Raw genomic sequence first — 12742 nt, forward strand, 5'->3', positions numbered from 1 at the left:
GGTCGATTACCGGTGGGTTGATGCACCGAGTATCAGAAGTCTGACCATTCGCAACAACTGACTTATACTGCGACAACTGTTCACTTTTGGTGATGTATGGAATTGGCGCAGATTCGCATGTTCAAGACCGTTGCTGAGGTCGGCAGCATCGCCCGGGCGGCGGAGCTGTTGCATTGCGTGCCGTCGAACATCACGGCACGCATCAAGTCGCTGGAAGCCGAGTTGGGGGTGGCGCTGTTTCTACGCGAGGGCCGAGGCTTGCGTATCAGCCCGGCGGGCCAGACGTTTCTGTCATACGCCTCGAAAATTCTGGCGCTGACTGTTGAAGCCAAACGGGCGGTGGACCCTTCGGCCGAACCGTCCGGCCCGCTACGCATCGGCGCCATCGAATCCTCGGCCACCGGTCGCCTGCCGCGTCTGCTGGCCAAGTTTCACAAGCGATATCCTGGCGTCGCGTTGGAACTGACCACTGGAACCTGGAGCCAACTGCTCGATGACACCCTCAATCATCGGCTCGACGGCGCGATCGTCGCGGTGGATGTCGAGCGCTCGCTGCTCAAGCGCACGCCGATGTACCGCGAAGAGCTGCTGCTTATAGCCTCGACATCCCTGGGACCGGTGCGCGATATCGCCGACTTGCAGGACAAGACCGTATTCATGTGGCCGCAAGGCTGTCCTTACCGGGCGGCGCTGGAGCACTGGTTGTTGCGGCAGGGGCAGGCGCTGCCGATTGTCAGTCTGGCCAGTTATGGCGCGATAGTCGGGTGTGTCAGCGCCGGGGCCGGCGTCGCGCTGGTGCCCAAAGGGGTGTTTGAACAGTACGCTAAAGGGGCGGGGTGCGCGGGGTTTGAGTTCCCTGAGCTGACGGCGATCGACAACCTGTTTTACTGGCATGAAAACGCCGGGGTTCACCCGGCGCGGGAAGCGTTTGTGGCGATGTTGCGTGAGGAGTTTGCGTAGGCGCGGGCGCAGACGGCGATCTTTGGTACGGATCTACACGCCCACATCCCGCATCAACAACCCGAACTTCAAATCCACCGCATCCGGAATCGGCACATACACCGTGTGCCCATCCCCCGGCGCCACTTCGATCGCTTCACCTTTGATGTTCTGCAACTGATGCAGATCGAAGTGGAAATTACCCTGGGGTGTCATCAGCTCCATGTGATCGCCCAGGCTGAACCGGTTCTTGACCTTCACTTGCGCCAGGCGATCACGGCGCTCGCCGGTCAACTCGCCGACAAACTGCTGGCGCTCTGAAACCGAGCTGCCGTGCTGATAGTTCTGGTATTCGTCATGCACATGCCGGCGCAGGAAGCCTTCGGTGTAGCCGCGCTGGGCCAGGGACTCCAGATCCGTCATCAAGCTGCGATCGAACTCGCGACCGGCCACGGCATCATCAATCGCCCGGCGATAGACCTGCGTGGTGCGTGCGCAATAGAAGTGCGATTTGGTCCGGCCTTCGATCTTCAGCGAGTGCACGCCCATCTGCGTCAGCCGCCCGACATGCTGAACGGCGCGCAGGTCCTTGGCGTTCATGATGTAGGTGCCGTGCTCGTCCTCGAAGGCCGGCATCAATTCGTCAGGGCGATTGGCTTCCTGCAACAGAAACACCTGATCGGTCGGCGCGCCGATGCCCAGGGTCGGCTCGGGCTGGAATTGCTGAACGATTTCACCGAGCTGATTTTCCGTGGCTTGCGTCGCCGAATACTTCCAGCGACAGGCATTAGTGCAACTGCCCTGATTGGCGTCGCGCTTGTTCATGTAGCCCGATAACAGGCAGCGGCCGGAATAGGCCATGCACAACGCGCCATGGACAAAGACCTCCAGCTCCATCGCCGGGACGTGCTGGCGGATCTCGGCGATTTCTTCCAGTGACAGTTCCCGGGACAGGATGATCCGGCTCAAGCCCTGTTGCTGCCAGAACTCGACACTGGCCCAGTTCACCGTATTGGCCTGCACCGACAGGTGAATCGGCATCTGCGGGAAGTGTCGGCGCACCAGCATGATCAGGCCCGGGTCGGACATGATCAAAGCGTCCGGGGCCATGGCAATCACGGGGGCCAGGTCGTTGAGGAAGGTCTTGAGCTTGGCGTTGTGCGGCGCAATGTTCACCACCACATAGAAGCGCTTGCCTTGGGCCTGTGCCTCTTTGATGCCGAGCGCGAGATTGGCGTGGTCAAATTCGTTGTTGCGCACCCGCAGGCTGTAACGCGGCTGGCCGGCGTAGACCGCATCGGCACCGTAGGCGAAGGCGTATCGCATGTTTTTCAAGGTGCCGGCGGGAGCGAGCAGTTCTGGGGCAAGGAGCGTCATGGCAGTGTCGATCGCAAAAGTCCGCGAGGGTAATCGCCTTGCCCGCGAGGTTCATTGATCTGGATCTATGCTTGATGAACAAACGGATGGCACTCGCGCGAACCGTGGCGGACTAAGCATCAGCACGGCTCTTCAATACGAGAGCGCACTGACATGGATCGGACATGAACGAACAGACGGTACACAACAAATCGCTGGTGATCTTGCTCGGGGTGGTCACCGCCGCCTTTATCTGGATTTTGCTGCCGTTCTACGGCGCGGTGTTCTGGGCGGTGATCCTCGGGATTCTGTTCGCGCCGCTGCAACGCCGGATACAACTGAAGTTCAGCTGGCCGCGCAACCTGACGTCGTTGCTCACCCTGAGCATCTGCCTGGTGATCGCGATCCTGCCGGTGATCATCCTCAGCATCTTGCTGGTTCAGGAAGGGGCTGCGCTGTACAAGAGCATCGAAAGCGGCGAGCTGGACATCGCGGGGTATGTAACGCATTTCAAACACAGCCTGCCGCCGTACTTCCAGCATTTGCTGGATCGGGCCGGGCTCGGCGAGCTGGACGGGCTGCGGGAGAAAATCATCAAGAGTGCGGTGACGGGCAATGAGTTTGTCGCCACGCAAGTCTTCAGTTTCGGTCAGGGCACGTTCGATTTTGTGGTGGGTTTTTTCATCATGCTCTACCTGCTGTTCTTCTTCCTGCGAGACGGTGCGGAACTGGCGCGTAAAGTTCGCTCCGCCGTCCCGTTGCAGGAGCACCAGAAACGCCGTTTGCAGCTGAAGTTCAACCGTGTGGTGCGGGCGACCGTAAAGGGCAACCTGCTGGTGGCGATTACGCAGGGCGCATTGGGCGGTTTGATTTTCTGGTTTCTGGACATCCCGAGCGCGTTGCTCTGGGCGGTATTGATGGCGTTTCTATCGCTGTTGCCAGCCGTGGGGGCCGGGATTGTCTGGGCACCGGTAGCGGCGTTCTTCCTGTTCACCGGGGCGATCTGGCAAGGGATGGTGCTGGGGTTGTTCGGGGTTTTTGTGATCGGCCTGGTGGATAACGTGCTGCGCCCGATCCTGGTGGGCAAGGACACGAAGATGCCGGACTATCTGATCCTCATCTCGACCCTCGGCGGTCTGGCCATTTTCGGCCTGAACGGCTTTGTCATCGGGCCGCTGATCGCGGCGTTGTTCATGTCGAGCTGGGCGATCTTCATCGAAACCAAACCAAGGGTGCAGCTGCCTTAAGCGCTGAGCTGCCCCTGGCCGATTTGTTGCGACAGTGCCTTGGCGGCCGGCAGCGAAGTGAGCGGTCCGCTGATCGGTTCGCCGTCCTGCACCAGATACCAACAGGCGAGCAATCCTAGCTCTCTGAGCGGTGCGGGAACGGCGCTGCCAATTACGGACATGATCTGAACCTGGGACATAAATACCTCCATCAATCGATGGAGCTACCTTACGGACCTGCCTCGCGAACGGACAATCAACACTTTCGATAGTCGTCATTGACGCCAATGAGTTTTCAGCTCAGTCGACCACCAGGTCAAGCATATGGACCACTTCCTGCTCGTTGAGCAGGCCTTTGCGCACCAGGTTTTCGGCCAGCAGCGAAAGAAACTTGGCGCTGCGATGGCCTTCCAGGTGCTTGAGTTCGGTCAAAGCGTTGTACACCTTGCTGGAAGTGCACAAGCCGACAATGCGGTGCGGGTTTTGCGTGGGCATGAGGTCGTCCTTGTTTTTATCAACCTGTTGTTTACGCACAGATCCAAGCTTGCGGACCTGACATGACATAAATATGACCGTTTTTCCCAAGTCGGGGGAAGGGCGGTCGAGTCAATCTTGCCAACTTGAACCGTCCACACTGTCTCCACAGCGACATTGGCGCGATTTTTCCAGACCTTCGCCGACGAACGGTCACAAAAAAGCCCCGCTGATTAGGCGGGGCCTGATGAGTCTGTTACCAGCGGCCATAACCGTGGGGATGGCCGTAGTAACCGCGCGGTGGACCGTAATAACCACGGGGCGGGCCGTAGTAAACCGGCGGTGGTGCGTAGTAGACCGGTTGCTGCACGTAGACTGGCGCAGGCTGGTAATAAACCGGTGGTGGCTGTTGTATGTAAACCGGCTGAGGCTGGGCGTAGACCGGTTGCTGTACATACACCGGTCGGTTGCTGTTGATGATGGCCGAGCCGACGATCGCCGAACCAACGATCGCGCCAAATACCGCTGGACCCTGCCAACCGTGACCGCCGCCAGCCTCTGCCTGCCCTGTGATAGCAAGAGCACCGAGCAGCAAGGCAACTGTGGGGATTTTACGGATCATGATAATTCCTCGGTTCTTCGACCCGGCGCTTGCGTCTGCAATAGACCCAAGGATCGTCGCGGGGATACCTCTAAGACAGCGTTTTTTTGAAAATCAGCACGGCCGTTGGGTAAATTTTGTGTAAGGTCTGTACCGGCTTCTTTACGGCCGCTGCCACCCTGCGCGGGCACGCCGTTATGATCGATCAGAATTCGATGGAAGGGCTCATCCCGTCCATCTGAAAGTGCTTATGAAGGAGATATTTCATGCAGATGAACCCCAACCGAGACACCCAGCTGTGCATGTCGCTTTCCGGGCGTCCCGGCAATTTCGGCCTGCGGTTTCACAATCATCTGTATGAACAGTTGGGCCTGAATTTTTACTACAAGGCGTTCAGCAGTCAGGATCTGCCGGGTGCCGTTGGCGGCATTCGTGCGCTGGGTATTCGTGGCTGCGGCGTGTCGATGCCGTTCAAGGAGGCCTGCATTGCGCTGGTCGATGAGCTGGACGCGTCCGCAGCGGCCATTCAATCGATCAATACCATCGTCAACACCCATGGCCATCTCAAAGCCTACAACACCGATTACATCGCCATCGCCCAGCTGCTTGAAACCCATCAGGTGCCGAAGGAATCGACCTTTGCCCTGCGCGGCAGCGGCGGCATGGCCAAAGCCGTGGCCAGTGCCTTGCGTGATGGCGGCTATCAAAACGGCGTGATCGTGGCCCGTAACGAACAGGCCGGGCGGGCGTTGGCTGAATCACTGGGCTATCAGTGGCAGGCGGAACTGGGCTCTCAGCGTCCGCAGATGTTGATCAACGTCACGCCGATCGGCATGAGCGGCGGTCCCGAGGCCGATCAACTGGCGTTCGACGCTGAAACCATCGCGGCTGCCGAAACTGTCTTCGATGTGGTGGCGATTCCCTCGGAAACACCGCTGATCGTGCGCGGTCGCGCCGAGGGCAAACGCGTCATTACCGGGTTGGAAGTGATCGCGATCCAGGCGCTGGAGCAGTTTGTCCTGTACACCGGCGTGCGGCCGACGGATGAGCAGTTCAAGAAAGCGGTGGAGTTTGCTCGCGGTTGATCCTTCAGATTATTGGTTGGCTGTACCGGCCTCATCGCGAGCAGGCTCGCTCCCACAGTGGATTGGCGTCGTACACATTTTTTGTGTCCGACAGAAAACCCTGTGGGAGCGAGCCTGCTCGCGATGGGCGCAACTCGGTCTCTCAAGTGCATCTGCCGCCTATACTCCCCGCCAGCAAAGACTTGCCGCCCCAACCAACAAACCGTGCCCGAGGTTCCCATGCATCCCCCCATTCTCAACCTGAATCAGGTCGAACTCGAACCGTTGCCCGAAGCCCTGGCGCCCACCGGTGATACCGCTGGCCGCTACCAGCAAAGAATGGCCCGTGTCGGCCAGCAGTTGGGGTCGCAAAAGCTCGGTTATCGGTTATACGTGTTGGAACCAGGCATGCGTGGCAGCCCGTTTCACAGTCATCGGGTCAACGAGGAGATGTTTTACGTCGTGGCCGGGGAAGGGGAGGTGCGCCTCGGTGCCGAACGGTTTCCGATCCGCGCTGGCGACGTGATCGCCTGCCCGCCGGGCGGTCCTGAAGCGGCGCACCAGATCATCAACACCAGCAAGGGCGAACTGCGCTACCTGGCGGTCAGCACCCAGCAATCGCCGGAGATTTGCGAGTACCCGGATTCCGGCAAATACGTGGTGATGGACCACTTCAAGGTCGACGCCGAAGGTAATCCCTCAGGCTTCGTCGCCATCGCCCGGCCGGGCGATGGCGTGGATTACTGGGACGGCGAGTAGCACTCCCTTTAGTAGGCGCGAGGCTTGCCCGCGAAGGCGATTTTCAGTTCGACGATAATGTTGAATCGCTTTCGCGGGCAAGCTCCTACAAATCACAACGTTGGTTATTCGAGGCGCGCCAGGCGCTCTTCGAGTGCGGCAATCCGCGCTTCGAGCTCTTCGATTCGTTCAACCGACACACCGCTACCGGCACTGCGTTCGGCCGGGTTTTGCCGGGCGGCGAGGATGACTTCGATATCCGCCGGATCCCCCAGCGCATGCATATAGCGGTCTTCCCGCTGGCCGGACTGACGCGGAATCAGCAGTGCCAATCCGCGAGCAATCAGACGTTCCAGTTGATGCACAACCTGCTCGGCATCTTCAAACTCATGCATGCGTGCGCTGCGGGTCAGCAGTTCATTGACCGTCTGCGGACCGCGCAAAAACAACAGCCCCGTCAGAATCACCTGGGCTGGCACCAGTTCCAGCGCCTTGTCGACCTTATGTTCCCAGCGATCGGCACGGCTGCCCATCACCAGTTTGGTAAACCCGCGGACTTCAAGGGCGCGCAGGCTCTGGCCGACCTGGCCCTGAGTGAGGTTCATCACCGGTTCGCGACTGGTTTTCTGGTTGCAGGCAATCACCAGCGCATTGAGGGTCAGCGGATAGGTTTCCGGGCTGGTGGCCTGCTTCTCGATCAACGAGCCCAGAATGCGGATTTCCGTGCTGTTGAGGCGCGGCTCGTCGAAGGTCGTTTCTTGCTCAGTGCTCATCGCGCTTTTCCCTATGCAATCGAAGCATGCAGTCGAAGCCGCCTAGCCTAATCCTTGCTGGATAAAAGACAAGCCGCAGGAGGGGCGGGCATGGCTATAATCGGCCCACGTTTTCCTCCTGTCACCACACGAGACTGTCATGACTATTTCCCTGTATGCCGCTTCCGTTCCTGTTTTCAAACAAATGCTCAGCGCCCTGAGCGACGTTCTGAACAAGGCCGAAGCCCACGCCACCGCCAAGAACATCGACCCGAACGCATTCCTGCAAGCCCGCCTGTACCCGGACATGTTCCCGCTGGTGCGTCAGGTGCAGATCGCCGTTGATTTCGCCAAAGGCGTATCCTCGCGCCTGGCCGAGATCGAAGTGCCGAAGTACGACGACACCGAAACCACCTTCGCTGAACTGCAAGCCCTGATCACCAAGGTTCTGGCCTACATCGGCGAGATCAAGCCAGAGCAGATCGACGGCAAGGAAGGCATCGAGATCGTGACGCGTCCAGGCACGCCAAAAGAGAAGCGCTTCAGTGGCCAGGCTTACCTGCTGACCTACGGCCTGCCGCAGTTCTTCTTCCACGTCACCACCGCTTACGCACTGCTGCGTCACAACGGTGTGGAAGTGGGCAAGCGCGATTACATGGGCGCGTTCTAAACCGCCCGCGCACAAAAAAGCCCGCCAAGGTACAAGCCTTGGCGGGCTTTTTTGTGCGCTTGGCGGCTCACGCCAAAGCTGTAGGAGCCAGGCCAGGCGAAGGCGTCATTGAGATCGCCTTCGCCGGCAAGCCTGGCTCCTACAAGGGGCGGGGTCAGGCCAGGCGTTCGGCTTTTGCTTCTTCACCCAGGCAAGCCGCGGCGGTGAACAGCACGTCAGTGGACGAGTTCAGCGCCGTCTCCGCAGAATCCTGCAACACACCAATAATGAAACCCACCGCTACCACCTGCATGGCGATTTCACTCGGAATGCCAAACAGGCTGCACGCCAGCGGGATCAGCAACAACGAACCACCGGCCACGCCCGAAGCACCACACGCACAGATCGCCGCCACCAAACTGAGCAGAATGGCTGTCGGGATATCCACGGCGATGCCCAAGGTATGCACGGCCGCCAGGGTCAGCACGGTGATGGTAATCGCCGCGCCGGCCATGTTGATGGTGGCACCCAGCGGGATCGATACCGAGTAAGTGTCTTCATGCAGGCCCAGGCGCTTGCTCAATTCCAGGTTGACCGGAATGTTCGCCGCCGAGCTGCGGGTAAAGAACGCGGTGATGCCGCTTTCTCGCAAGCACATCAGCACCAGAGGATACGGGTTGCGGCGCAGTTTCCAGAACACGATCAGTGGATTCATCACCAGCGCGACAAACAACATGCAGCCCAGCAGCACGGCCAGCAGATGCACGTAGCCGATCAACGCCCCGAAGCCAGACGTGGCCAAGGTCGACGCGACCAGGCCGAAGATCCCCAGCGGTGCGAAACGAATCACCAGGCGCACGATCAGGGTCACGCCATTGGACAGGTCGCCGAGCACTTCGCGAGTGGTGTCACCGGCATGGCGAATCGCAACGCCCATGCCGATCGCCCAGGCCAGAATGCCGATGAAGTTGGCGTTCATCAGCGCACTGACCGGGTTGTCGACCACACTGAGCAGCAGACTTTGCAGCACTTCGCTGATGCCGCCCGGCGCAGTCACGGCGACGTCATGACTGGACAGCACCAGACTGGACGGGAACATCATGCTGGCAACCACCGCGACAACCGAGGCGGCAAACGTCCCCAGCAAGTACAAAAACAGAATCGGCCGGATGTGGGTTTCCTGGCCGTGCTTATGGTTGGCGATCGACGCCATCACCAGCACGAACACCAGAATCGGCGCGACGGCTTTGAGTGCCGAAACGAAGACCTTGCCGATGAATGCCGTGGATTTCGCCACCTCAGGCGCGATCAGCGCCAGGGCAATCCCGGCGATCAGGCCGATGACGATTTGCGAGACCAGGCTCAAGCGTTTCAAGCGTTGCAATAGCGAAGGGGATGAAGCAGTCATAAAACGGCATCTCTGATTATTAGGTGCGGGGGTGTCGCGACATCAATGCCAGTGAATGGCCGATGAACAAGGTGTACGTATCGCAGGGCGCGGACTTTATCACAGCGTGGTCTTGATCCTTCAGACCTGTGACGATCTGCCGCCCGCACGTTCAACGAGATCGGCAGGTTCGTGCAACCCTGATCGGAAACACTCTGTTAAGATTGCGCATCCTCATTTTCAAGTCATGCCAGTGGGCCTTCGGGTTATCGCTGGTGTCGTCGTTTTCTGGAGTTCTGCATGCTGTTGCCCATCCTTCTGTTGTCGGCCGCCGGTTTTACCGTGCTGACCACGGAATTCGTCATCGTCGGCCTGTTGCCGGCGATTGCCCGAGACCTTGAAGTCAGCATCCCCCAAGCAGGTTTGCTCGTGACCCTGTTCGCCTTTACCGTCGCCGCGTTCGGGCCGTTCCTGACCGCGTACTTCGCAAGGTTCGAGCGGCGCAAGCTTTTCATCTCGGTGCTGATCATGTTCGGCCTGGCCAACACCCTCGCGGCGTTTGCGCCGAACATCTGGGTGATGGCCATCGCCCGCTTGATCCCCGCGTTGGGGTTGCCGGTTTTCTGGGCGCTGGCCAGTGAAACCGCCGTGGACATCGTCGGGCCGGATTACGCCGGGCGGGCAATTGCCAAAATCGGTTTCGGCATTGTCTGTGCCACGGTGTTCGGCATTCCGGTGGGCACGTTGATTTCCGATGCGTTCGGCTGGCGCAGTGCCTTCGGCATTCTGGCGGTGATCGCCTTTGCCAAGGCGTTGCTGCTGTTTATCTACCTGCCGAAAACCAACCTGCATCAGCATCAGGTGAGCTTCCGTTCGCAGTTCAAGATCTTGCGCAGCCCGTTGATGCTGGGCCATGTGCTCCTGTCGATCCTGGTGTTCAGCGGCATGTTTACCGCTTACACCTACCTGGCGGACATCCTTGAACGCCTCGCCGGTTTCAACGGTACGGTGGTCGGCTGGTGCCTGATGGGCTTCGGCGCGGTCGGTCTGATCGGCAACTCGTTGGGTGGTCGCGCGGTGGATCGTCATCCGTTGATGGCTTCGATGATGTTCTGCACGTTCATGATCGCCGGCATGGTGGCGTTGGTACCGAACATTCATTCGCCGCTCGGTCTGGCGGCGGCGATGGGCATCTGGGGCGTGACTCAGGCGGCGTTGTTCCTGGTCAGTCATGTGCGATTGATGAAGGCCGCGCCCGAGGCACCGGCCTTTGCCGCGTCGCTGAACATCGCCGGGGCCAACCTCGGGATCGGCCTGGGTGCGATGGTCGGTGGACGGGTGATCGACAGCGTTGGCCTGGGCGGGCTGGGTTTTGCGGCTGCCGCGTTTATCCTGGTTTCGATTCTCCTGGCCATGGCGCTGATGACCATGAAACCTCGGGAAATCTGCGCCTGACCTTCACAGCTCGGTAAACAGCTCGCGTCGGGCACCTTCGGTAATCGCCACGATGCCGGGGTGCTTGACCTTGCGTTCCACGGAAATGGCGTAGAACGACTCCGTCACAGCGTCGGTCTGGCCAATCAACTCCACGCCGTATTGGCGTTTCACTTCGTCGGCAATCACGCTCGGGCCGATGAAAATCCCGCTGCCCGATTGACCGAAAGCCTGCATCAGCGCGCTGTCGTCGAACTCGCCGACAATGCGCGGCTGGATTTGCTGCTCGGCAAACCAGCGCTGCAAGCGACTGCGCACCACGGTTTCCGGCCCGGGAATCAGCAGTGGTGCGCCGTGCAGGCTGCGTGGGAAATCCTGACCGTACTGTGCTGCCAGCTCGGCGGTGGCGAAGAAGCTGATCCCGCATTCACCGAGTTTCTGGCTGTAACCCTTGATGTCCAGGTGCGAGGGCATCGGGCTGTCGGAAATCACCAGGTCCAGCCGCTGGATCGCCAGGTCGGCGAGCAGCCGTTCCAGTTTGTCTTCGCGGCAGGTGATGCGCAGCGGTTCACTCAACTCCATGGTCGGTGCGATCAGGCGATAGACGATGGATTTGGGCACCACATCGGCGACGCCCACCCGAAACAGGATCTGCTGTTCATTGGGTTGCGCCCGCAGCATCAACTCCAGTTCGCCGCCCAGCTGAAACATTTGCTCGGCGTAGGGCAGGGTCTGACGCCCGGCCTCCGTCAGCTCAAGCTGGCGACCGACCCGCCTGAACAGCTCGATGCCATAGGTTTGTTCGAGCAGGGAAATCTGCCCGCTGATGGTCTGGGGCGTCAGGTTCAGCTGCTCGCAGGCGCGCACGATGCTGCCGGTCTTGGCCACCACCCAGAAGTAATGCAATTGCCGATAGTTGAGCATGACGGCCTACAGTTCGTGAAAATCGAAGTATAACCGCTAAAAATACGAATTTTCCTGAAGTGTTTGCCTCCCTAGAATGCCTCGCTATCAACGGGCCATCGTTTCGGCCCGTTTTGTTCTATCGAGGAAAGCATCATGAAGCTTAAAACCACGGCACTGTTGATTGCGTCTTTACTGGTATTGGCCGGTTGCGACCAGGCCGAGAAAAGCGCGCAGCAATTGATGGGCAAGGCTGCCGAAACCGCCAAACAGGCGATCGACGACACCCACAAAGCCGCCGAACAAGCGATCAGTGATGCCACCGGCGGCCTGATCAGCAAGAAAGAACCATCGGCCGAAGACCAGCGCAAAACCGAATCTTCGTCCCAGGAAATCTAAACCGTCTACAACGAGTCAGGACTGACCCATGGAATACCTTTTAGAACTTGCTGCAAGCCCCACCGCCTGGGTCGCCCTGGCCACTTTGATCGTCATGGAGATCGTGCTCGGCATCGATAACCTGATCTTCATCTCGATCCTGACCAACAAGCTGCCCGAGCAGCATCGGCAGAAAGCACGCCGCATCGGTATCGGCATGGCGCTGATTCTGCGACTGGGCCTGCTGAGCACTATCGCGTTCATCGTCCAGTTGACCGAGCCTGTGATCGATATTCTCGGCCATGCGTTCTCCTGGAAGGACATGATCCTGATCGCCGGTGGCCTGTTCCTGTTGTGGAAGGCGACTACCGAGATCCATCACAGCATGGACCCGGCCCCGGATGATCCGATGTCGGCGACCTCGACCGTGACCCTGGGCTTTGCTGCCGCGATCGGTCAGATCCTGATGCTGGACATGGTGTTTTCCATCGACAGCATCATTACCGCTGTGGGCATGACCGAGCATTTGCCGATCATGATCATCGCCGTAGTGGTGTCGGTGCTGGTGATGTTGCTGGCGGCTGATCCTCTGGCCAAATTCATCAACGACAACCCGACCGTGGTGATGCTGGCGCTGGGCTTCCTGATCATGATCGGTATGACACTGATCGCTGAAGGTTTCGGGGCTCACGTGCCTAAAGGCTACGTCTATGCGGCCATGGCTTTCTCGGCGACCATCGAGGGCTTGAACATGATGTCGCGTCGGGCCAAGCAGAAGAAAATAGCGGCTGAAGCTTAACCCGCGGAAAAATGAAACGGCCGCCTGCGCTCGAAAGAGCCC

Annotated in this window: 15 protein-coding genes; 8 read left to right on the forward strand and 7 right to left on the reverse strand. The window is 59.4% G+C overall.

Annotation, left to right across the window (positions count from 1 at the left end; all coding sequences use genetic code 11):
• Positions 1-96 precede the first annotated feature (96 nt).
• On the forward strand, positions 97-960 hold the full coding sequence (locus RHP74_RS10020) for a LysR substrate-binding domain-containing protein (RefSeq protein ID WP_010458658.1): 864 nt from the start codon (positions 97-99) through the stop codon (positions 958-960).
• Between the two features lie 33 nt (positions 961-993).
• On the opposite strand, the gene yegQ is transcribed toward RHP74_RS10020, so the two are convergent.
• Entirely contained in the window at positions 994-2316 is a 1323-nt protein-coding gene (gene yegQ / locus RHP74_RS10025) for a tRNA 5-hydroxyuridine modification protein YegQ (RefSeq protein WP_010458660.1), read from the reverse strand.
• Between the two features lie 164 nt (positions 2317-2480).
• Here yegQ and RHP74_RS10030 point away from each other — a divergent pair, with 164 nt between their 5' ends.
• On the forward strand, positions 2481-3542 hold the full coding sequence (locus tag RHP74_RS10030; RefSeq protein WP_145309039.1) for an AI-2E family transporter: 1062 nt from the start codon (positions 2481-2483) through the stop codon (positions 3540-3542).
• On the opposite strand, the gene RHP74_RS10035 is transcribed toward RHP74_RS10030, so the two are convergent.
• The 3 genes from RHP74_RS10035 to RHP74_RS10045 form a co-directional block, all read right to left on the reverse strand.
• Positions 3539-3721, reverse strand: coding sequence for a hypothetical protein (locus RHP74_RS10035; RefSeq protein ID WP_010458664.1), 183 nt, complete (start codon positions 3719-3721; stop codon positions 3539-3541). The two genes, RHP74_RS10030 and RHP74_RS10035, sit on opposite strands and share 4 nt — an antisense overlap.
• 100 nt (positions 3722-3821) lie before the next feature.
• Positions 3822-4016: a hypothetical protein gene (locus RHP74_RS10040; RefSeq protein WP_003179723.1), complete on the reverse strand. Its 195-nt coding sequence runs from the start codon at positions 4014-4016 to the stop codon at positions 3822-3824.
• Between the two features lie 235 nt (positions 4017-4251).
• Positions 4252-4617, reverse strand: coding sequence for a hypothetical protein (locus RHP74_RS10045; protein WP_010458670.1), 366 nt, complete (start codon positions 4615-4617; stop codon positions 4252-4254).
• A gap of 245 nt (positions 4618-4862) precedes the next feature.
• Between RHP74_RS10045 and RHP74_RS10050 the strand changes: the two genes are divergently transcribed.
• Both RHP74_RS10050 and RHP74_RS10055 read left to right on the forward strand, forming a co-directional pair.
• Positions 4863-5681 carry a shikimate 5-dehydrogenase gene (locus RHP74_RS10050; RefSeq protein WP_010458672.1) on the forward strand — a complete coding sequence of 273 codons (819 nt, stop codon included), beginning with the start codon at positions 4863-4865 and terminating at the stop codon, positions 5679-5681.
• A gap of 219 nt (positions 5682-5900) precedes the next feature.
• Positions 5901-6419 carry a cupin domain-containing protein gene (locus RHP74_RS10055; protein WP_010458675.1) on the forward strand — a complete coding sequence of 173 codons (519 nt, stop codon included), beginning with the start codon at positions 5901-5903 and terminating at the stop codon, positions 6417-6419.
• Between the two features lie 104 nt (positions 6420-6523).
• Here RHP74_RS10055 and RHP74_RS10060 read toward each other — a convergent pair whose 3' ends face one another.
• A complete protein-coding gene (locus tag RHP74_RS10060; RefSeq protein ID WP_311099194.1) occupies positions 6524-7171 on the reverse strand; it encodes a DUF480 domain-containing protein in 648 nt (215 codons plus the stop codon).
• Between the two features lie 139 nt (positions 7172-7310).
• On the opposite strand from RHP74_RS10060, the gene RHP74_RS10065 reads away from it, so the two are divergent.
• Positions 7311-7820 (forward strand): DUF1993 domain-containing protein, encoded by a 510-nt coding sequence (locus RHP74_RS10065; RefSeq protein ID WP_311099196.1) that lies wholly within the window; start codon positions 7311-7313, stop codon positions 7818-7820.
• 154 nt (positions 7821-7974) lie between these two features.
• Here RHP74_RS10065 and sstT read toward each other — a convergent pair whose 3' ends face one another.
• A complete protein-coding gene (sstT, locus tag RHP74_RS10070) occupies positions 7975-9207 on the reverse strand; it encodes a serine/threonine transporter SstT (protein ID WP_145309543.1) in 1233 nt (410 codons plus the stop codon).
• Between the two features lie 279 nt (positions 9208-9486).
• Here sstT and RHP74_RS10075 point away from each other — a divergent pair, with 279 nt between their 5' ends.
• Positions 9487-10641 (forward strand): MFS transporter, encoded by a 1155-nt coding sequence (locus RHP74_RS10075; RefSeq protein ID WP_010458683.1) that lies wholly within the window; start codon positions 9487-9489, stop codon positions 10639-10641.
• Positions 10642-10644: 3 nt separating this feature from the next.
• Here the strand turns inward: RHP74_RS10075 and nhaR are convergent, their stop codons facing one another.
• Positions 10645-11544 carry a transcriptional activator NhaR gene (nhaR, locus tag RHP74_RS10080; RefSeq protein WP_010458685.1) on the reverse strand — a complete coding sequence of 300 codons (900 nt, stop codon included), beginning with the start codon at positions 11542-11544 and terminating at the stop codon, positions 10645-10647.
• Between the two features lie 135 nt (positions 11545-11679).
• Between nhaR and RHP74_RS10085 the strand changes: the two genes are divergently transcribed.
• On the forward strand, positions 11680-11922 hold the full coding sequence (locus RHP74_RS10085) for a hypothetical protein (protein ID WP_102593405.1): 243 nt from the start codon (positions 11680-11682) through the stop codon (positions 11920-11922).
• A 28-nt stretch (positions 11923-11950) separates the two neighbouring features.
• Positions 11951-12700, forward strand: a complete 750-nt coding sequence (locus tag RHP74_RS10090; RefSeq protein WP_010458689.1) for a TerC family protein — start codon at positions 11951-11953, stop codon at positions 12698-12700.
• Positions 12701-12742 lie beyond the last annotated feature (42 nt).

It is taken from the genome of Pseudomonas sp. SG20052 (genome assembly GCF_031766055.1).
GTDB classification, from domain to species: Bacteria; Pseudomonadota; Gammaproteobacteria; order Pseudomonadales; family Pseudomonadaceae; genus Aquipseudomonas; species Aquipseudomonas mandelii.